This window comes from Mesorhizobium sp. LNHC209A00, assembly GCF_000502915.1.
Lineage (GTDB): Bacteria > Pseudomonadota > Alphaproteobacteria > Rhizobiales > Rhizobiaceae > Mesorhizobium.
Window position 1 is genome coordinate 693,196 of the sequence record NZ_AYWT01000001.1, and the last position, 19,131, is coordinate 712,326.

At 63.0% G+C, this 19,131-nt stretch carries 19 protein-coding genes and 1 riboswitch; of the genes, 2 read left to right on the plus strand and 17 right to left on the minus strand.

Annotation, left to right across the window (positions count from 1 at the left end; all coding sequences use genetic code 11):
• Window positions 1-79: 79 nt before the first annotated feature.
• Window positions 80-1,693 carry an extracellular solute-binding protein gene (locus tag X739_RS162610; RefSeq protein ID WP_023769529.1) on the minus strand — a complete coding sequence of 538 codons (1,614 nt, stop codon included), beginning with the start codon at window positions 1,691-1,693 and terminating at the stop codon, window positions 80-82.
• 357 nt (window positions 1,694-2,050) lie between these two features.
• Between X739_RS162610 and X739_RS162605 the strand changes: the two genes are divergently transcribed.
• On the plus strand, window positions 2,051-3,079 hold the full coding sequence (locus X739_RS162605) for a LacI family DNA-binding transcriptional regulator (protein WP_023769528.1): 1,029 nt from the start codon (window positions 2,051-2,053) through the stop codon (window positions 3,077-3,079).
• A 135-nt stretch (window positions 3,080-3,214) separates the two neighbouring features.
• Here X739_RS162605 and X739_RS162600 read toward each other — a convergent pair whose 3' ends face one another.
• The 15 genes from X739_RS162600 to X739_RS162540 form a co-directional block, all read right to left on the minus strand.
• Window positions 3,215-3,661 carry a DUF126 domain-containing protein gene (locus tag X739_RS162600; RefSeq protein ID WP_023769527.1) on the minus strand — a complete coding sequence of 149 codons (447 nt, stop codon included), beginning with the start codon at window positions 3,659-3,661 and terminating at the stop codon, window positions 3,215-3,217.
• The gene (locus X739_RS162595) at window positions 3,658-4,908 is read right to left on the minus strand and encodes an aconitase X (protein WP_023792433.1); all 1,251 of its coding nucleotides are present in this window, start codon (window positions 4,906-4,908) and stop codon (window positions 3,658-3,660) included. The genes X739_RS162600 and X739_RS162595 overlap by 4 nt, the downstream gene beginning before the upstream one ends.
• Before the next feature lie 77 nt (window positions 4,909-4,985).
• A complete protein-coding gene (locus X739_RS162590; protein ID WP_023769525.1) occupies window positions 4,986-6,053 on the minus strand; it encodes an ABC transporter ATP-binding protein in 1,068 nt (355 codons plus the stop codon).
• Window positions 6,053-6,841, minus strand: a complete 789-nt coding sequence (locus X739_RS162585) for an ABC transporter permease (protein ID WP_031240750.1) — start codon at window positions 6,839-6,841, stop codon at window positions 6,053-6,055. Before X739_RS162585 ends, X739_RS162590 begins: the two co-directional genes overlap by 1 nt.
• Window positions 6,841-7,710 (minus strand): ABC transporter permease, encoded by an 870-nt coding sequence (locus tag X739_RS162580; RefSeq protein WP_023769523.1) that lies wholly within the window; start codon window positions 7,708-7,710, stop codon window positions 6,841-6,843. The genes X739_RS162585 and X739_RS162580 overlap by 1 nt, the downstream gene beginning before the upstream one ends.
• A gap of 67 nt (window positions 7,711-7,777) precedes the next feature.
• Window positions 7,778-8,839 carry an ABC transporter substrate-binding protein gene (locus X739_RS162575; protein WP_023769522.1) on the minus strand — a complete coding sequence of 354 codons (1,062 nt, stop codon included), beginning with the start codon at window positions 8,837-8,839 and terminating at the stop codon, window positions 7,778-7,780.
• A gap of 39 nt (window positions 8,840-8,878) precedes the next feature.
• A complete protein-coding gene (locus X739_RS162570) occupies window positions 8,879-9,856 on the minus strand; it encodes a PfkB family carbohydrate kinase (protein ID WP_023769521.1) in 978 nt (325 codons plus the stop codon).
• Window positions 9,853-10,902, minus strand: coding sequence for an ADP-ribosylglycohydrolase family protein (locus X739_RS162565; protein WP_023792441.1), 1,050 nt, complete (start codon window positions 10,900-10,902; stop codon window positions 9,853-9,855). The genes X739_RS162570 and X739_RS162565 overlap by 4 nt, the downstream gene beginning before the upstream one ends.
• Before the next feature lie 3 nt (window positions 10,903-10,905).
• A complete protein-coding gene (locus tag X739_RS162560; protein WP_023769519.1) occupies window positions 10,906-11,631 on the minus strand; it encodes a GntR family transcriptional regulator in 726 nt (241 codons plus the stop codon).
• 356 nt (window positions 11,632-11,987) lie between these two features.
• Window positions 11,988-12,152 carry a DUF3309 family protein gene (locus tag X739_RS1000000167580; RefSeq protein WP_023769518.1) on the minus strand — a complete coding sequence of 55 codons (165 nt, stop codon included), beginning with the start codon at window positions 12,150-12,152 and terminating at the stop codon, window positions 11,988-11,990.
• A 776-nt stretch (window positions 12,153-12,928) separates the two neighbouring features.
• On the minus strand, window positions 12,929-13,564 hold the full coding sequence (locus X739_RS0133700) for an isoprenylcysteine carboxylmethyltransferase family protein (RefSeq protein ID WP_051407587.1): 636 nt from the start codon (window positions 13,562-13,564) through the stop codon (window positions 12,929-12,931).
• Between the two features lie 259 nt (window positions 13,565-13,823).
• The gene (locus X739_RS162555) at window positions 13,824-14,840 is read right to left on the minus strand and encodes an ABC transporter substrate-binding protein (RefSeq protein ID WP_023769515.1); all 1,017 of its coding nucleotides are present in this window, start codon (window positions 14,838-14,840) and stop codon (window positions 13,824-13,826) included.
• Entirely contained in the window at window positions 14,833-15,600 is a 768-nt protein-coding gene (locus X739_RS162550; RefSeq protein ID WP_023769514.1) for an ABC transporter ATP-binding protein, read from the minus strand. The genes X739_RS162555 and X739_RS162550 overlap by 8 nt, the downstream gene beginning before the upstream one ends.
• Window positions 15,597-16,415 (minus strand): ABC transporter permease, encoded by an 819-nt coding sequence (locus X739_RS162545; RefSeq protein WP_023769513.1) that lies wholly within the window; start codon window positions 16,413-16,415, stop codon window positions 15,597-15,599. Before X739_RS162545 ends, X739_RS162550 begins: the two co-directional genes overlap by 4 nt.
• A 6-nt stretch (window positions 16,416-16,421) precedes the next feature.
• A complete protein-coding gene (locus tag X739_RS162540; RefSeq protein WP_023769512.1) occupies window positions 16,422-17,030 on the minus strand; it encodes a YkoF family thiamine/hydroxymethylpyrimidine-binding protein in 609 nt (202 codons plus the stop codon).
• A riboswitch (TPP riboswitch) is annotated at window positions 17,021-17,134 on the minus strand. It overlaps the preceding gene by 10 nt.
• Before the next feature lie 273 nt (window positions 17,135-17,407).
• Between X739_RS162540 and X739_RS162535 the strand changes: the two genes are divergently transcribed.
• A complete protein-coding gene (locus tag X739_RS162535) occupies window positions 17,408-17,716 on the plus strand; it encodes a hypothetical protein (protein ID WP_023769511.1) in 309 nt (102 codons plus the stop codon).
• 59 nt (window positions 17,717-17,775) lie between these two features.
• Here X739_RS162535 and X739_RS162530 read toward each other — a convergent pair whose 3' ends face one another.
• Complete coding sequence (locus X739_RS162530; protein ID WP_023792453.1) at window positions 17,776-18,828, minus strand: formyltransferase family protein; 1,053 nt, start codon at window positions 18,826-18,828, stop codon at window positions 17,776-17,778.
• Between the last annotated feature and the right edge of the window lie 303 nt (window positions 18,829-19,131).

Consider the following 19,131-nt stretch of genomic DNA (forward strand, 5'->3'; position numbering starts at 1 on the left):
GCTGCTTTTGCTGGTGGCGTCGGTTACGGAGGGGAAGAGCAGATGACCCTCCCCTCCGGCTTTGATCCAGGGAGATGGATCAGCTGATCGGATCAAGAACCGTCGGCCATGCCTCCTTGTTGGTCCTGATGGCTTCGAGAAATTTGTCCTCGCCAATGCGCCGGGCGATCTTCTTCCACTCGGCTTCCGTGTCGGCCATCGCCTGCTCCGATGTCTTGGCCTTGGTCAGCGAGGCCATCAGGTTTTCGTCCAGCGCGTTGTGGAAGGCGGTGGCGCCGGGATAGTTGATGGTCGGCACCGTGCGGGCGACCGTCTCGCGCACCACGTCCATGTGGTAGGCGTGATAGGTCTGGCGCACCAGCGGATCGGAAAAATCCGAAAGCCGGAACGGATCGAGATAGCCGCCGGGGTTGGCGCTCATCCAGGCGTAGATACGAGCCGAGCCTAGCCACTGCAGCAGGAGATAGGCGACCTCCTGGTTTTTCGACTGCGACGAGACCATGCCGGTCAGTGAGAACCACAACACCGAGCGGCTGATCAGTTTGCCGTCGATTTCGCGGCCGGGCGGCAGCATCGTGCCGATCTTGCCGGTGACCTTGGAATCCTTGTTGCCGGCATTGTCGAGGAATTTCGGCAGGTTGGAGAACGCACAGGTCATCGCCGCGCCGCCCTTGGCGAAATTGCCGTACTGCTCCGGCCAGCCCCACGAGATCGCGTCCGGCGAATGATGGACCAGCGATCCGACATATTCGTTTGTGGCGGCAATGCCGTGCTCGGAATTGATCAGCGGCTTGCCGTCGTCGCCGAACAGGAACTGGTTGGGCGAGGCCATCGATACATAGCGCTGATACCAGTTGGTGTAGCCCCAGCCCTGGTTGCGCAGGTCGGTGGAGCCGAACAGGCCCTTGTCCGGACGCTGGAAGAAGGCGGCGATATCGCCGTGTTGCTTCCAGGTTTTCGGGGGCGCCAAATCGTAGCCGTATTTGTCCTTGAACGCCTTCTTCTCGGCTTCGTCACCGAACAGGTCGGTACGGTAGACCCAGGTCTGGAAGTCGCCGTCCAACGACACGCCATAGTTAGAGCCGCGATATTTGTTGAGCAGCGATACGCCCTTGGCGCCGTCGACATAGCCGGTCTTGGGATCGTCCCATTCGGGTTTGTACTGGGCGACGAAGTCGTCGAGCTTGGCGATACCGCCGGTCTCGGCGAGATCGCCAAGGCGATTCCACTCGGTCGAATAGATGTCGTAGGCCCCACCCTTGGTGGAGATGTCCTGCATGGTTTTGGTGAATTCCTGGCCGTTCGGCAGACCGACGATCTCGATCGGGATCCCTGTTTCCTCTTCCCACAGCTCCTTGATCGACGGCGCGCCGGCCGGAAAAGGCTGGGTGAGCTGGCCGATCGAGCCGTCCGATAGGCCAAGCACGATCTTGGCCGGCGCCTTGCCGGCGCCCTTCAAAGCCTTGGCGCCCTCGACCGCGCGGCCCTCCGGTGTGTCGGGACCGTATTGATAACGTTCGGCTCCATCGAAGCCCGTCGGGCCGCCGATCATGCCAGGCGCGAGCGCATCGGCCGCGAAGGCGCGGCCGGGACGAATGAATTGCGGAGCGATACCTGCAGCGGCCACGAACACCGCCGCCTTTCCTCCGGACGCCAGCAACCGGCGTCGCGAGATGCGGATCAGATCAGACATTGGAATTCCTCCCTCAGGCTCAATGTTTCCTCCACGAGCCCCATGAGGGATATTGACGGCAGGATAGGAACGCTGTCAACATCATTAATAATCAAAACACATCACAACAACGCATAGAGGCGAGGAAATGCGTCGTGCCAAGGTTCATAGACCGCTTCACATGCGCCGATTTGATGGGAAATGTGATCTCCCTTTCCGACACGATCGCGCCGGACAAGTTGATTTAGCCTCGCGGCTTGCGCATCGGCCAAGGCCGGATACATCATTTCCCATCAGAATCGCGGATAGCGGGGCGTTGGCGCCAGCAGGTCGCCAGCCGACACTGCGTCATCCCTGATGCATTGAGGAGATGAGACGGTGCGTTCCACCCTGACCGACATAGCCCGGGAAGCCGGCGTCTCCGCGGCTACAGTCGACCGCGTGCTCAACAATCGCCCCGGCGTGCGGGCGCGCACGCGCGAGATCGTGCTCGACATGGCGCAGCGGCTCGGCTACATCGCCGAAGGTCCGAACGGTGCGCGGCCCAGGCCCGTGCCCGGCGAGGTCATCCGGCTCGACTTCGCGCTGCCGGCCGGCACCAATTCCTTTATCAAGATGTTGCACCGCCACATCGAGGCACAAGCCCTGGCGCGCCCCGATCTCGACGTCCATATCGCCACCATAGAGGGCTTCAATCCCGACCGGCTCGCCCGCCTGCTGCAGGATTTGCGCGGCCAGACGCAAGGCGTTGGTGTCATCGCGCTCGACCATCCGACGGTGCGCGAGGCGATCCGCTCGCTATCGGCCAACGACGTCAAGGTGGTGACCATCGCGTCCGACATCCTGCATGTGCCAAGGGTTGCCTATATCGGCATCGACAACCGCGCCGCTGGGCGGCTGGCCGGGTATCTGCTCAACCGTTTCATGGGCTCAGGCAGCCCCGGCAAGGTGGCGCTGTTTGCAGGCTCGCTGTCCTATCGCGGCCACGAGGAACGCGAGATGGGCTTCCGGCACATATTGACCGAGGAATCGCCCAATCTGGAGATCGTCGAGATGCGCGAAATGCTCGACGACCGCGAAAAGGCCTATTCGGAGGCGTCAGCCCTTCTGGAACGCCACCCCGACCTTGCCGCGATCTACAATGTCGGCGCCGGTAACACCGGCATCGCGCGCGCGCTGAAGGAACGCGGCCGTGCGCAATCCATGGTTTTCCTCGGCCACGAGGCGACGGACGGCACCAAGGAACTGCTGCTCGACGGCACGCTCGACGCCGTCATCGACCAGAACCCGCGCGTCGAAGCCCGCGAGGCGCTCAACATCCTGACCCACGCCGTCCGGGGCCTCCCCTATGAATTGCACCAGCCGAGGCTGCAGGTGATCTTCAAGGAGAACATCCCGGAGATTTGAGGCGCTCGCAGCACTTGGCTCGGCACGCACAAAAACAAGGATTTAGGCGTGTCCGTTGAATCATCTGGTAATGACACGCCTGATCGGCCGGTAGGTTGGCGCGTCCTCGAGGCGCGCTCACCTATCAGCGCGTGCTCATTTCTTAACCTTGCGGACAATCGCCCCGACGGCACCACCAACATCGATCGCAATCCGCTCGCCGGAAGCAATGCGCCCAATCTCGCAGACCACCAGGGGCATGCTGATCCCGTAGAGGAACTCGGCGACGATGGCGCCAACGGCAAGGATCGGGTCCGGCCGTTCCAGAAGAATGGCGGTGGGCGCGGTGCCCCTGCGGATTGCCTCGGCCAAGACAGAGGAAGAAGACGAGGACCCTCGCCCGCTCGGCATGATCAGTATCTTGCCGGCGACATTCTTACCGAGGCCAGGATGTGAGTGATCGATGATATCTCCCGTCTCGGAATCGATGCCGCCCCAGAAACTGAGCGATTGCGAAAACACCAGCGCCTCTCCCTCGGCGGCACCGGCCAATTGGAATGTGCCGGATCGAGCGATGATTTCTGTCTCCACCGCTTCGCTCATGCTGCGCCCCGCACGACATGCCCGACCGCCGCTGAACGGATGCAATCGCGCATCTCGGCGAAGGCCACCGTCACGCCAATATTGCCCGGAGCATAGTGCGCCCATTTGCCGGAATTGGTCATCACCACGCCGTCGAGCCGCTCCAGAATGGTAGTGACATAGGTACAGGTGTCGGCGACGGGGATCAGGCCGAACGCCTGCGTGCCATCAAGCGCGCCCTCCTCCTGCAATCGCGTCAGCGTCGCGCGACCCGTATTGACATAGATCGGGATGCCCCTGCCCGGCGCGACCGCGCGCAGCAACGGCAGCAGGCGCATCCATTCCGCATGCGAGAAATGCGGAGTGCCCAGCGAAACCGCCGTCAGCGGCGTCCCGTCAGGCACGCGCGACAGCCTGGCCAGCGCTTGATCGACATCGGCACGACTGATGCGGATCGTCTCTTCCGGCGCTTGACCACGGAACGCCTCGTCGAGCGTTCCCGCCTCCGGCGTGATGCCAACCGCGTGGAACAGCGCCACCGCGCCCGTCGTCGCTGCTGCCGCGCCAAGCGCCTTCAGCTGGTCCTCGTCGCGTGGCTGCGGCAGGCCCGATATGACCGGAACGAGATCGCCGCTCGCTTGCCCGATGATCAGCCCGACGCCGACGAACAGGCTGTCGCTCGGCTCCCCGTCGGCAACATCCAGTTCGAACAGGATGCGGCCGCGCCGGTTCTCGCTGAGATGCAGGCCCCAGGCCGGTGCGCGCCCGGTCATGGCACAGCACAGATCGATGAAATCGCCGTAGCGGTTGGTGCGCGCACCGATCACCGAATTGGCGAAAACGATGGCATTGGATTCGCCCCAGGCGATCTGCTGCCCGAATTCAGGCCGAAACCGCGTCTGATAGGGTGCACAGGTGAAGGTCGCCTGGCAGCCAAGCTCCAGATGCGCCTTCATCAACCGCCGCGCCGGCATTTCTTCAGCCGCGGGCATCTTGACCATGCCGGGATGGATGAGGTCGAACGAGCCGACATTGAGCGTCGTCGGCACCCGGACACGTCCGCTTCCCTCGACCAGCCGTTCGACGAAATCGAGCCCTGCCTTGCCGTGATAGAGGCAGCCGTCGATATGGGCGCCGGTGACATCAAGCAGGCCACCGGCGCCAATCGCGTTGGAAAAGGCAAGCAGTATCTTCATAGCGGCGGCAGCGGACGGCCCCTGCTCGCCGTCGAGCATGGATCGGTCGCGGGCCGTCAGGTCAAGCGTCATCAAGATGCTCCGGGCTTAACTTGCGCCCGGCTATGCGTTCCTCATTGTCAGCGTTCTGGCAAGAGCCGAAACGAGGATCAGCCCGCCGCCGCAATCAGCACTGTGCTCTCCGGCGACCAGCGCAGCTCGACATCCTGACCTTCCACCAGCCTGTCGGCGCCAGTATTCTGGACGATGACCTTCAGCGTCTGACCCGCGCGCTCGACAAAATACGTGCTGTTGTTGCCGGCGAAGATGCGCTTGGAAACCTGACCCTTGAGCGTGTTCGCATCGCCGTCCGAGGCTCCGGCATCGGTGGCAATCCGGATGCGTTCCGGCCGCACGGCGCAGCTCGCCTTGGCGCCGGCGGCAAGCCTGTCGCCGACGCCGGCGGCAATCGCCGTGCCGTCCGGCAGGCGGATGCCGCTGCCGGTGGCATCGCCGCGAAAGATGTTAGCGTCGCCAAGAAAGGTGGCGGCGAATTCGCTCTTCGGCCGGTCGTAGATCTCTTCCGGCGGGCCTTCCTGCACCAGCCTGCCATCACGCAATATGCCGATGCGGTCGCTCATCGTCAGCGCTTCTTCCTGGTCGTGGGTGACGAAGATGGTGGTGATGCCGATCTCGCGCTGGATGCGCTTCAATTCGATCTGCATGTCGACGCGCAGCGCCTTGTCGAGCGCGCCGAGCGGCTCGTCCAGCAAAAGCACGCGCGGCTTGGTGACGATTGCGCGGGCGAGCGCGACGCGCTGGCGCTGGCCGCCGGAGAGCTGGTGCGGACGGCGAGCGCCGAGCTTACCAAGTTGCACGAGGTCCAGCGCGCGCTGCACTTCCGTGGCGATCACCACCTTCGCCTCGCCGCGCACCGACAGGCCGAAGGCGACATTGTCGGCAACGCTCATATTTGGAAACAGCGCGTAGTTCTGGAACACCATACCGATGCGCCGTTTTTCGACCGGCACCCGCTCGACGCTCTCGCCGCCGATGGCGATGCTGCCCGAATCGGGAAAGTCGAAGCCGGCGATCTGCCTCAGCAGCGTGGTCTTGCCGCTGCCCGATGGACCGAGCAGCGCGTAAAAACCGCCATCGGCGAAATCGATGGACACATCGTCCAGCGCCTTGTGGGCGCCGAAGCTGCGCGAGACGTTCGATACCTTGACGCCGGCCATTATTTCTCTCCGCCGAATTTGAAGAAACGCGCCGTGAGCAGCATCAGCGCCATCGACACGACAATGATGATCGTCGAGACCGCGTTGATCTCGGGCGTAAAGCCCTTGCGGATCGCGGCGTAGATTTCGACCGGCAGCGTCGTCTGGCCCGGCGTCGCCAGGAAATAAGACACGACAAACTGATCGAACGAGACGGCGAAGGCGAAGAGCCCGCCGGCAATGACACCCGGCATGATCCAGGGCAGCGTGACGCGCATCGTTACTTGCCATTGGTTGGCGCCGAGCGAGCGCGCCGCCTCTTCCAGCTCCGGCGCGAAGGTCTGCAGCCGCGCCGAGACAACGACGATGACATAGGGCAGCGCCAGCGCGACATGACCGAGCAGGATGGCGAACAGGCCGCGCCCGATGCCGACGCCGAAGAAGAAGATCAGCATCGCCGTACCGGTGATGAGCCACGGAATGGCGATCGGCGGGAACAGCAGCGCCTGCAGCAGTTTCTTGCCGCGGAATTCATAACGGTAAAGCGCCAGTGAAGCCGCCGAGCCGAGCACCAAGCTGATGATGGTGGTGATGACGGCGATCTCGAGACTGTTCCAGGTGGCCGCGATCAATTGGTCGTTCTGCCACAGCGACGCGTACCACTCGGTCGTCCACTCGAACGGCAGCTGGTAGAAGGGCGAGACGTTGAACGACATCAGCGCCATGATGATAATCGGCAGATAGAGGAAGGCGAGCAGAAACCCGATGTAAATCCGGCCGAGCCATTCGAGAATGCGCGTCGTCATCATCACGCGGCCCTCCGCAGCACCGGTGCCGCCAGCGCCAGAATGACCAGCACGACGGCCAGCAGGATGAAGGACAGTGCCGCGCCTAGCGGCCAGTTGAAGACAGCGACGAACTGGTCCTCGATGACAGTGCCGTAGAAGGTGCCGGTTCGCCCGCCGAGAATGCGTGGCTCCATGAACGAACCGACCACCGGCACGAAGATGAGCGCCGCGCCCGCCACCAAACCCGGTAGCGACAGCGGGATGATGACCCGCTTCAAGACCTGCAGCCGCGAGGCGCCGAGCGAGCGCCCGGCTTCGATCAGCGAGTCGTCGATGGCCTGCAGCGTGAGGTAACAGGTCAGCACCATATAGGGCACGTAGGAGTGCACCAGCCCGATGATGACAGCTGGATAGGAATACATCAGATCGATGTTGATCTTGAACGGCAGCACGGCGTTGAGGGCCGTGTCGAGAATGCCGCCCTCGCGCAGCACCATCGCCCAGGAGAAGATGCGCACCAGCCCGTTCGACCAGAACGGCAGGATAACCAGCAGGAAGATCGCCTCGCGGCTGCGGCCCTTCAGCACCTTGGCCAACACATAGGCGGCAGGATAGCCGATGACGACGCACCACAACGTCACTTCGAGGCCGAGGCGGAGCGAAGCCAGCAGCAGCGTCAAATAGAGGCTCTGGGAGAAGAAGGCGGCGTAATTGCCCAGCGTGAACGCCCACGGCTTTGCCGTCAGCGGCAGGTCGGTCATGAAGGAGAAAAAGACCATGGCCGAGAGCGGCAGGAAGATCGCCACCGTCAGCCAGAGATAGGCCGGCGCCAAAAGCGGCAAAGCCGATCTCAGCCCGCCGCGCGCCGCGACCGCGCCCTGTGCCGCCATGCTACCCCACCTCCCCAGGATTGAGGACCAGCCGGCGCGAACCGCCGGCTGGTCTTGACGCGTGTCTCTACTTCACATCGACCTTGAGCTGTTGCCAAAGTGCCAGATAGGCTTCGCGCTGCGCGTCGGTGATCGGCGCCTGGAACTGGATACGCTTGGCCACCGCGGGATCGCCCATGACCTTGCGGTTGAAGGCATCCTCGGGAAGCGCTTCCACCGCCTTGATGTTGGCTGACACCGGCGCGCCGACCTTGGTGACCCACTCGACATAGAATTTCGGATCGATCATGTAGTTGATGAAGGCCTCGGCACCGGCAACATTCTTCGAGCCGGCCGGAATGGAGAAGGCGTCGAGCCAGGCGACGGCGCCCTCCTGCGGGATGACCAGCGAAACCGGCAGCTTGAAATGCGTCTTGGCGCGGTCGGCCGAGCCGCTCCAATAGGTGCCAATGTCGATCTGGTTGGAGGCGACCATCTGGTTCCAGTCGTTCTCCGAGCTCCAGAAGGTCTTGATCTGCGGCATTAGCGAGGTGAGCTTCGTCTTGACCGCATCCATATCCTTGATGTCGTTGATGTTCTGGCCGGTGGCGATGGCGCCGAATTGCACCGCCTCGACGGCGTCGTCGCGGATGACGACACGGTCCTTGTGCGCGGGGTCCCACATTTCGGCGATCGACGTCGGCGGCTTGTCGAAGGATTTTTCGTTGATGGCGAGCGCCGTCAAGCCCCACACCCACGGCACGCCATAGACCTTGCCGTCATGGTCGAGCATCGGCGATCCCGCCTTGTCCTTGCTGATGTCGGCATAGTTCGGCAGCTTGGAGGTATCGATTGGCTGGATCAGCTTCTCGGCCATTGCCTGATCGTTGAAGGCGGCATTGATCATGACGACGTCATAGAGGCCGGGATTGGTCCGGATCTTGGTCAGCATTTCCTGTTCGGAATTGAAGAAGTCGTTGACGACCTTGTTGCCGGTCGCCTTCTCGAAAGCGGCAATGGCCCACGGCTCGTCAGCGCCATAGCCTTTCCAGTTGAGCACATGCACCTCGTCGGCCTTGGCGGCAAAAGCGAGTGCGGAGGTGAAGACGGCGGTCGCCGTCAAGAGAGCAGTCAAGTCAGGCATGCGCATGGTTCGTTCCTCTCTGTGTTTGCCCGCTTCCCGGGCTTGTCAGGCTGTCTGATGGGCCTTCTGTGTCTGGCCTGGCACGCCGGTAGAAACGGCCTGGCTCAGGAAAGTCTGGATTTCCGCGTCGGTCGGTGCCGATGAGCCGCCGTGGCGAGTCACCGAAATGGCGGCCGCCGCGTTGGCATAGGCCGCCGCCTCGAAGGGAGGCACGCCACGCGCCAACGCGCTGACGAAGGCGCCGATGTGCGTGTCCCCAGCGCCATTGGTATCGATCGCGGCAACCTTGAAACCGGCGATGGTTTGCGCCGAACCGTCGGCCAGCCCGACATGGCAGCCCTTGGCGGCGGAGCGGATGACGACACCGGCAGCCTGCGGGCAATGCTCGGCCAGAAGTCGCGCCGCGAGCGCCTCGACATCGCCCTGGCCGGCAATCTCGGCCGCCTCTGTCGTGTTGCAGCTCAGCCAAGTCGTGCGGGCAAGCACACGGTCGAGAATGGCACGTGGAATGTCCGCTACGACCGGCGTCGGATCGAAGACGAAGGGAATGTCCGCCGGCAGCGCCTCGATCCAACCGGTCAGCGCATCGTGGCTGCCAGGATAACTGAGCGTGTAGCCTGACGTGAACACCCAGTCATGCGGCCCGATCACCACCGGCGCCATCAGGTCGAGGCTGAGAACGCTCTCCGCTCCTGGCCACGAGACGAAGGTGCGTTCGGCGTCGCTCGATATCATGGCGACGCAATTGCCGCTGTCCATCAGAGGCGAAGGCAGCGTCAGCGTCTGGATGCCCTCGGCGGCGAAGGCGGCGCGCAGGAAGTCGCCATTCGGACCGCTGCCGAGCTGGCCGCCAAACACCACCTTCATACCAGTACGGGTCGCGGCAACCATCATGTTGAAGCCGCCGCCAGCGACCTGCGCATAGTCCGACGCCGTCTTCTCGGTGCCGGGCGCTGGCAGGACATCGATGCGGTAGACATAGTCGACCACCGCGCTGCCGACATGGACGAGACGCGCGCTCATGCCGCATCCTTGCCGGAACCGGCCTTGCCGACGCGACCGCCCGACATTCGCGCCGCGACAAGATCGGCGGCCAGCGCCTGTACTTGCGCCATGTCGATGCCCGTGAGGCTCGTGACACGATGCTGCGGCAGGCGCGAAAAGCCGGCACAGGCGCCAGCCATGCCGGCGGCGATGGCGCCGATCGTGTCGGTGTCGCCGCCAAGATTGGCGCTTATGACAGCCGCTTGCCATGGGTCGCCGCCGGCGACTTCCAGCACGGCAAACGCGGCTGGAACCGATTCCTGACTGGCGACGCCGGTGCCGACCAGATCGGTAATCAGCCGGATCGCGTCCCTCTTCGCCTTGCCGCGTACCAGCGCCTGCGCCCAGACGATGCGCGCGGCGATGTCTCCGCCGGTGACCCAATTTCCAAGTGTTGCCCCTCGCTGCGCCGCCGCGACCGCGCTGTCGGACGCCGCGTACCAATCACCACCGGCAACGCCACGGCTGACGGCGGCTGCGACCGCCGCGGCGGAGGCGATCGCGATCGACGTGTTGTGCGTTGCCTTGCAGGTCTCGGCCACCTTGGAGACGAACGCGTCCAGCGGCTCCGGCGGCATCATGATGCCGACGGGCGCGATACGCATGGCGGCGCCGTTGGTGTCGCCGCTACGCCCCGCCTCTTCCGCCGGCACGCCGTTGTTGATGGCGTCGATCGCGCGCTTGGTCGACGGCCCCAGGAGTTCGTAGCTGCCACGCGCCTTGACCTCACGCTCCCAGTCGAGCAGCGCGTTCACCCAGCGCGCATGGTCGAAGCGCTCGCCCGATTCCACGAGAATGCGGCCAAGCAGCAATGCCTGTTCGGTATCGTCGGTGACGGTGCCGGCCAGCAGCCCCTTCGATACCGGATGACCGGCGAAGGGGGCGATGAAATCCTCGACACGGCCGTAGAGTTCGGCGATGCGGGCCGGTGACAGAAGCTGCGTCGGCATGCCGAGCGCGTCGCCCAGCGCTCCGCCGACAAGCGCGCCCATGGCGCGATCCATCTCAAACTCGTAGTCCGGCATCGCTCAGAACCTCATATGCAGCGCGAAATGCGCGGGATTGAGGAGACTGGTGACATATTCGATCGGCCGCTCGTCGGCCGCGCGCGTCAGCCGACGCCCGCGCAGGAAGGGCGTGCCTTGCGGGCAGCCGAGGATGGCAGCGTCATCTGCGTTCAGCATCTCGATGTCGACCCACTCCTCGCCATGGTCTGGTATCAGCCCCGCCCCGCGTAGCGTCTGGTGCAGCGAACCCTCGCGCAGGCCGCGCAGTGGCACGTCCTCCAGTTCGGGTGACAGCGGCAGGCGGCTGCGTTCGACCGAGATCGCATGACCGTCGCTGGCATTGGTGCGCACCCGGTCGACGGCGATGAAGAACGGGCTTCCAACATCCAGCAAGATCGCCAGTTCGGCATCCTCTATGACCTCCAGCCGCAACGTCCGGGTCTCTGCATTGGCACCCGCATTGGCCAGCGCCCGCGACCAGCCGACGGCATCATCGACCGGCATGCCATCAAAGGTGACGAAAGAGCCGATGCCAACCTTAGTGGTGATCAGGCCGCGGCTGGAGAGTTCCTCGAGACCTTTGCGGATGGTGTTGCGGCTGACGGAGAAGCGCTGGACGAGCTCGTTTTCGCTTTGCAGCCTGTCACCGAAACCAAGAACGCCGGAACGAATCTCACGCTCCAGAACGGTCGCGATCTGCTCGGGCTTTCCCGTGCCGGGAGACAATTGAACCGCGCGCCGCTTCATATGCGTACCTGTTCAGTGAACCTGTATAATCCTGTTCAATATATTTGTGCGTGAGCTCTGTCAACGACCAATGGTGACGGGTGCTTCGCTGCAAGCCGCCGGCACCGGCGGAGCACTTCGAGGCAATCTCTTTTCAGAAGAACGAAAGCCCGCTCCGGGAACCGGGGCCGGCCTTGGAGGAGGATGAAGGGGTGGGACCCTCTCCTCTTGTTTCCACGGGGGGCGTGGACCGTGAAACTATACGGCCGTCCTGCGGGGCGCATGATCACAAGCCGGCCTGCTTCCCTCGCATTCCAGTGCACGCCGCCGCGGGTTCGCTCACGGGACCGCGACGCCGGCGACACAAGAGGAGCCGGCTAGATGCGTCCCAGGACGACAAGGATGATGACGATGATCAACACAAGTCCGAGACCGCCACCGCCATAATAACCGGTTCCGTAGAACGGGCCACCGCCGAGACCGCTGAAGCCGCCGAGCAGCGCGAGGATTAGAATAATGATAAGTATCGTTCCGAGACCCATGGCCTTCCCTGCTCCTGAAATGCGCGCTTTCGCGCTGGTTCAACATCGCGCCATTTCGGATGTTGCAAGGTATGAACGTTTTAGAGGGGCTGGCGTTCCGCTGGACTATCGCGGCTCCGGAACTCACAGCCCGCAACGCAGAAAGCCCGCCTGGACGACGGGCTTCCCCACCGGCCGGAGGCCAGGAGAGTGCGGCCAGGCCTACGGCTGGGTCCGCAACCTCCCTCAGCCTCAGCGGCGTGCGATCAGCAGGCAGAGTTGCCGCAAGTCGCGGTCATAGGTCCCTTCGCTGCTGAGGACATCGACGCAGCGCTTCTTCATGCGCGTCACCTGCGAGCTTGACATCTGGGCCACGATACCCGGGACGTTGGGGTGATTGGGATTGGATGGGTTGCTCGGGTTCGACGGATTGCTGGGATTGGTTCCGTTGCCAATGCCCACCCCGACACCAATGCCGCCGGCGCCGCCAACACTGCCGGCAAGCCCCGCATTGATGCCACCGGTTCCGCCAACATTGGCACCGAGCCCGGCGTTGATGCCGCCCGAACCACCGATATTGGCGCCGGCTCCTGCGTTGACGCCATTGCTGCCGCCGACCGACGCGCCGAGCCTAGCTGCTGGACGGCCGATGATTTGCTGCCAGGCTGCTTGCTACCTGACAGCCAAAATACAGCACCTCACCTGCGGAGCAGTTCCGGACCACTGGACGCTAAGGATCCTTGTTGGCTAACCCTGGATCAAACAGGACTGGCCACTCTCGCGTGACAGTCTGGCCTTCAGAATATCCCGTAAAACAGTCTATAGCGCACGCGCTCCATATAAGAGCGGTACTCCGGCTCCGCGGCAAGCAAGGCCTCCTCGCGCAGAATGCGGTACACCTGCAGATAGGTGACAACCGCATAGACGGCGAGATTGTAGAAGGAAAAGGCCGACAGCAGGTAGAGGATATGGCCGGTAAGGTAACCGGCATAGATCGGATGCCGCACCAGGCGATAGGCACCGCCGGTCATCACGCCGCGATTGGCGGGCAGGATGGCAAAGGAACGACCCAGCGACAGCTTTCCCCAGATGACGAACCAAAGCGCCATGAATTGAAGCGGGGCGGCGACATAGATGGGGATGATGGGGATGCCTCGTTCCATGGTGATGAAGGCGACACCAAAACTGGCGGTCACCGAAGCGACTACCGCAAGCGGGCTCCAGTCACGCGTCACCGGCCGCCGCGACAGCAGCAGCCAGGTGAAGCTGAGCGTCTCGGAAACCGCCACCAAAGCGATATTGAGCCGGGTGGGGTCCTGCACGAAGTGGTACACGCCCCGGTACACAAACAGCCCCGCGCATGCGAGCGCACAAATGCGAAAGAAGCCTTCCCGCAAGTCGGCCAGGATCTCGCGCTTGCGCGCTTCGGACATCATCCCGCCCTGGTTGGCGCGCTGAAGCGTTTCGCTTTTTGGTGTAAGCAAGGCAAGAACCCCAATGATCCCTCGGGGGGACCTTTGCACGCAACCATTGCTGGGTGGTTAACCGACAAGATCTATCGGCATCAGAACGGCAACTGCGCCGCCGAAAGGCATGCGAGACGCAAAGCACGGCCGTGCGGATTGTCTCCGCTTCGAGGATCGCCAGGAAGGGGTTCCGCCCGAGTCGATCCTCTCCTTAGGGATTGGCCAGCTACCCCAGAAATGTGTTGCTGAAATACCCAGTGAAATCCGAGATCTGGGGCAGAACCTTACCGTCGGCGTCGCGCAGAATGCCGGCGGCGAAGAGGTAGTTGCCGATCGCTTCCATCTTGGCAGTGTCCAACGTCCCGATGGCACCGCTTTGCCCGCGCAGATAATAGCCCTCGATCAGTGCCTTCAGCGAGGCGTGGATCAAGGCCGGATTGGTCAGGGCATCCTTGTTGGCGGCTATCAGCAGCGTGGCGGCCTCCCCTGGATGATCGACGGCGAATTGGTAGCCGCGCCGCGTTGCCTTGATGAAGGACGACGCCAGTTCGGGGTTCGCCTGGAGATACGCTTCGCTCGAAGAGATAAGCGTCGTGTGCTCGTCGGGGACGCCATGGTCGGCATAGACGAAACTGCGCTGCTTGACGCCCCTGAGTTCGGCTTCGACGCCCTCCCAGGTCGACACTTCGAGCGTGAAGTCGACCGAACCGTTGGCCAGCGCCTCGTAGGCGGAAGTGCCCAGCGTCACCGTCTCAAAATCGCCCTTGCCGCCGTCGTGACGGATGATGGTCGAGATCAGCGCCGTCTCCCAGGCGCTGCCGAAACCGCCATAGGTCAGGCCATCTAGATCTTTCGGGCTTTTGATCTCGCTGCGCACGGCATTGAACACCAGCCGGCCTGTCTCGGACTGCACGACGGCATAGACGCCCTGTAAATCGGCCCCTGCGGTCTTCTGGGTGAACAGGCTGATGGTGCCGTTGATCCCGAAATCGGCGACATGGTTGGCGACAAGCGCGCCGGCACCGGTATTGCTGTAGGGCAGGATGTCGACCTCGATGCCGGCTTCCCGATAAAATCCCTTATCGCGGGCGACGAACAGGCCGATGTGGTTGGTGTTGACCGTCCAGTCGAGGGCGACTGTGACCGTCCGCGTTGCCGCGAAGGAGCGGCTCGATCCGGTGATCAGCGGTACGCTGCCGGCAAGGGTGAGCAGCAGGGCTTGCCTGCGCGTCAAGTCAGTCATGGTCATGTCCTTTGGATGGCTGGGGGTTGAGCAAAATGTCGAGAATCTCGACCTCGAGTGCCTCGGCCTGCCGCGTGGCCGCGCTGGCGGGATCGCGCGGGCGCGGCAGCGGCACCTTGATCTCGCGCACGACCCGGGCAGGCCGCGCGGACAGCACATAGATGCGGTCGGACAGGAACAGGGCTTCGCGCACGTCATGGGTGATCAGCAACGCCGTCCAGTGGTGGTGCCGCCACATCTGTTCGAGCCAGCGCTGCATGGCCGCGCGGGTCAGGGCGTCGAGCGCGCCGAACGGCTCGTCGAGCAGCAACATATCGCGTTCCTGCACCACGGTGCGTAAAAGCGCCGTGCGCTGGCGCATGCCGCCCGAGAGCTGCGCTGGAAAGTGCCACTCGAAGCCGGCAAGCCCGAACTCCGCAAACAGCGGAGCCACACGCGTCCGTGCCGCCTTGCGGCTGACGCCTTGCACCTCGAGCCCGAGCGTGGTGTTGTCGAGAATGCGCCGCCACGGCATCAGCGCGTCGCGCTGCGGCATGAAGGCAAAATGCCTGCCATGATCGTCGAGCGGCCCGCCGTTGAAGAACATCTCACCCTCGCCATGCTCGGCGCCGGTCAGAAGCTGAAACAGCGTCGACTTGCCCGCTCCCGAAGGTCCAAGGATCGAGACGAATTCGCCGGCATCGACACGAAGCGAAATGTCGGCGAGCACATCGAGCCCGCCAAACACCTTGCGAACATGCCGCAGTTCGAGCCGGCTCATGCTTCTGGACCTTTTCCAGCGCCTTGCCTGCCAGCGGCTCCTTCCCAGGGCATGGCAAGACGCTGCAGCAGCATCGTCAGCCCGAACAGGATAAGGGTGAGCGCTGCGCTGACGCAGACGGCGGCTAGCACCAGGTCGGGACGGAAATTGTTCTTGGCGTTGAGCATGTAGATGCCCAGCCCTTTGGCCGCGCCCGCATATTCGGCGAAGATGGCGCCGACGACGGCATAGGTAATGGATATCCTGAGGCCAGCGAAGAAATAAGGCAGCGCCGAAGGCAATCGTGCCAGCAAGAAGACACGCCAACGCCCTGCTCCCATGGCACGCAGCATCTGACCGATCTCCACCTCGGTAGCCTCGTAGCCTTGTACCAGCGCGACCAGCATCGGGAAGAACGTGACCAGCGCCACCAGCACGATCTTGGGCGTCAGCCCGAAGCCGAACCACAGCACCACCAATGGCGCGATGGCGACCAGCGGCAAGGTCTGGCTGACTATGAAGATGGGAAACAGCGCGCGCCGCAAAGGCTGGAAGAAGTCGACCAGCATCGACAGCGCGAAGGCGGCGCTGAGCGAACAGGCAAAACCGATCAGCGTGGCGCGGACCGTGGGAACGGCGTTGTCGACCAAGGCTTCACGATTGAGCATCGCCTGTTCGAAGACGCGCGAGGGCGCCGGCAGAACCGTCGGCTTGATGCCGGATATGTTTGCGTACAGTTCCCAGGCCACTAGCACCAAACTGATCGATATCACGGCCGGCGCTGTTTTGGCGAAGAAGCCCGCGACGTTACGCGGGTTGAATGACGATGAGACCACGAGCGTTCAGACGGCAGTGGGACTGTTGGCCGAGACCGTGACATCGAGGGTTACATGGCCGGCGCCGGGCCCGAAGCGGCAGAAGGCTTCATCGAGGGCCGAGAAGATCGCGCCGGCATCGCCGCGCAGCTTGGTGCAGAAATTCTTGGAGCGATCGTAGACGCCGGACTGCTTCAGGAAATCTATGCAGCCATAGATTTCGTCCATGTGGTCGTCAGTACCCATCACATAGAGCGAGAACTGCGCCGCCGCCGGCTGGCCAGTGGCCGGCGCGCCGCGCACCGCGGTGATGGCGGCTTGCTTGCGCGGGCCGAGTGGCCCGGCAGGTCCGCCGAACGTGTCGGAGCGGCAGATCGGATCGTCCGGCTCGCCTGGGCAGCCACGCGAAATGGTGGCCGACAGCACGCAATGCCTGCCGCTGCCAGACGCGGCCACGAAAAGGTCGCGCAGCGCAGGGAATAACACCTCGGGGGCCCCGACCAGCAAGGTCGAGATGTCGTCGGTCTCGATCCTGAGCTTGTCGCGGAACGGATCGAGCGCGCCGAGCGCGCCCAGAATGACGCCGACGAAATCGTCGGCCATTGGATATAGGGAAACCTGTGCGCCTGAAAACATCGCCCGCCTCGCTCCGCTGGTATTACCCAGATCAGCTTCTAGGGTCTGTGGGCTTGCCGCCCCCGTCTCAGCCCCGACCGTACGGAGCACCCCTGTGGATGGGCGCGTTAGAGCATCATTCGGCCGGTTGGGGAAGCTGTTTCTTGGCAAGCCGCGCCAAAGCATTGCTCGAGCGCCAGGGCAATTGGACATCGCCGGCGCGGAAATTTGTCTGGAACCTTCGCCATTTCGAGGGGTTGTCCCACCAGTCGCTGGACGCGATTCCAGGATCAATTTTCCGTTCGGGATTGTGTCAGAACAAGAGATAGAGCGGTTCATGATTTCCGCGAAACCGTGCACCGCTCCCGGCGACGAGTTCACAGAAATGGAGACAAATCATGTTCATGAAAATCCTCGCGGCTTCGGCCTTCACCATTGCCCTTGCAACATCCGCCATGGCGCAAAGCAATAGCGCAGCCGGCGCGGATGGGTCCGGCGGCAGCGGCGAGTCCGTCACTGTGGACCCAAGCACCCCGGCTTCGCCCAGTACGATCGATCCGGGCTCGACCAACAGCACGACCACCACGCCGGGCGACATGAATTCCAATGCGGACAAGAATTGCCCCACCAACCCGCAGGGTGCACAGACGGACGCCAACGGCAACGCCACCGCGCCGACCGTGAACGACAACAACTGCGGAAAGTAGTTTGCCATCGCGATAATGGGAACCGCGGAAGCAGTTTCTGCGGTTCCCATTATTGGGATTCAGTGTCCGCGACTACCCGCCGCCGGCTCTGGTGCCGCTTCACTACCCACCCCGCCAAAGACCCTTAATTCAGCGTACGGTTTGCCGGCCCGCGGGCGTGCGAACGAGGCATATATTTTCATCAGCCGTTTGAGCAGGCGCCCGTAGGTGAGGTGCCGGACCCGGCCATTGGCAAGATCGAACTCCACCGTCCCCCATCGCCTTACCGGACCCTTTCCGGTTGGCGGACCCAGTCGCCTGACCTGGAAGGCCAGCCTGATCTGGCGGTCGGCGACATCCAGATAGATACCGGGTTTAGCGCCCAATACGTGCCACATCCGGGCAACGTGCCCGATCGACATGTCAGACGAAATCGCCATGTGGGCCCGCCCAAGTCGAGCCCAGACGAAATCACCGGCTGGCTGCCGCATCCCCGACACCGAATTCTTGCAATAGGCTGGCGCCACCTCACACACCAACCGGCGCATCGCGCTCGCCACGCTGTCCTCCAAATCCCGCCGCGATGCCCAGTCTGCTTCGGTGAACGGCACTTGTCCGAGGATGTCGCCGTCGTCGAAATTGGCCGACATCTTATGCAGTGTCACGCCGCCATGGACGGCATGCTGGCCATCCGCGACAAGACGATGGAGAGGATGCGGCCCCCGATAGTTGGGCAGCAGTGCCGGATGAAAATTAAGCCCGCCCCTGGGAAAGAGGTCGAGCAACTGCTGTGGGATCAAGGTCGGGAAAGCGAAGCAGATCAGCACATCCGCGGCGATGTCAGGCAGTTGCCGGCCAAGCTCGTTCCAGTCGTAAGGCCGGCGGAATTCGATCAGCTTTACCGGCGTGTTGCCGAGATAGCGTCTGAGCAAAAGCCGGCGCCTCAGCCTGCGCCGAAAATTGCCAATGCTGAAGCCTCTGGACGGGCTTTGAAAACCAGACACGATGATCGCACCAACACGGTTTCCCGCCTCGATCCATCCGGAAAGCAGCGGCCCGGTATAAGCAGAAACATCCAGGACGAAAATTGCATTGAGTTGCCCGGCGAGTGCCGCAGGTTCGGAAGAAATCATCTTCTCAAGCCCAGCGGGGCAAGACATAGCGTCCCCGCGCCAGCAATTCGATCACCGTTACAACTCGGCCAGCCAGGCCCGAAAGCCAGCCAGGCCGGTCAGGCTGCCTTGGAAGAAAGCGGTCCCGCCGCAACACTTGAGAGTCTTTCCCGCTTCACCAACACCGGCTTTTCGTAAATCTTCCTCATGCTAATCCCCAATGATCAATCAACCTACACAGTTGGCCAGCAACGCAGCCAACTGTCAACCGCCGGACGGCGGCCAACAGCCTCTTTATGCGTATGATCCTGGCAATCGACGAGC

Excerpts from the sequence above, each read along its gene's own strand:
- X739_RS162590 (WP_023769525.1), bottom strand. The coding sequence starts at position 6,053 with ATGGCCGGCGTCAAGGTATCGAACGTCTCGCGCAGCTTCGGCGCCCAC.
- X739_RS162570 (WP_023769521.1), bottom strand. The coding sequence starts at position 9,856 with ATGAGCGCGCGTCTCGTCCATGTCGGCAGCGCGGTGGTCGACTATGTC.
- X739_RS162560 (WP_023769519.1), bottom strand. The coding sequence starts at position 11,631 with ATGAAGCGGCGCGCGGTTCAATTGTCTCCCGGCACGGGAAAGCCCGAG.
- X739_RS162575 (WP_023769522.1), bottom strand. The coding sequence starts at position 8,839 with ATGCGCATGCCTGACTTGACTGCTCTCTTGACGGCGACCGCCGTCTTC.
- X739_RS162580 (WP_023769523.1), bottom strand. The coding sequence starts at position 7,710 with ATGGCGGCACAGGGCGCGGTCGCGGCGCGCGGCGGGCTGAGATCGGCT.
- X739_RS162595 (WP_023792433.1), bottom strand. The coding sequence starts at position 4,908 with ATGACGCTTGACCTGACGGCCCGCGACCGATCCATGCTCGACGGCGAG.
- X739_RS162610 (WP_023769529.1), bottom strand. The coding sequence starts at position 1,693 with ATGTCTGATCTGATCCGCATCTCGCGACGCCGGTTGCTGGCGTCCGGA.
- X739_RS162565 (WP_023792441.1), bottom strand. The coding sequence starts at position 10,902 with ATGCCGGACTACGAGTTTGAGATGGATCGCGCCATGGGCGCGCTTGTC.
- X739_RS162550 (WP_023769514.1), bottom strand. The coding sequence starts at position 15,600 with ATGAGCCGGCTCGAACTGCGGCATGTTCGCAAGGTGTTTGGCGGGCTC.
- X739_RS162585 (WP_031240750.1), bottom strand. The coding sequence starts at position 6,841 with ATGATGACGACGCGCATTCTCGAATGGCTCGGCCGGATTTACATCGGG.
- X739_RS162530 (WP_023792453.1), bottom strand. The coding sequence starts at position 18,828 with ATGATTTCTTCCGAACCTGCGGCACTCGCCGGGCAACTCAATGCAATT.
- X739_RS162535 (WP_023769511.1), top strand. The coding sequence starts at position 17,408 with ATGTTCATGAAAATCCTCGCGGCTTCGGCCTTCACCATTGCCCTTGCA.
- X739_RS0133700 (WP_051407587.1), bottom strand. The coding sequence starts at position 13,564 with ATGTCCGAAGCGCGCAAGCGCGAGATCCTGGCCGACTTGCGGGAAGGC.
- X739_RS1000000167580 (WP_023769518.1), bottom strand. The coding sequence starts at position 12,152 with ATGGGTCTCGGAACGATACTTATCATTATTCTAATCCTCGCGCTGCTC.
- X739_RS162540 (WP_023769512.1), bottom strand. The coding sequence starts at position 17,030 with ATGTTTTCAGGCGCACAGGTTTCCCTATATCCAATGGCCGACGATTTC.
- X739_RS162600 (WP_023769527.1), bottom strand. The coding sequence starts at position 3,661 with ATGAGCGAAGCGGTGGAGACAGAAATCATCGCTCGATCCGGCACATTC.
- X739_RS162555 (WP_023769515.1), bottom strand. The coding sequence starts at position 14,840 with ATGACTGACTTGACGCGCAGGCAAGCCCTGCTGCTCACCCTTGCCGGC.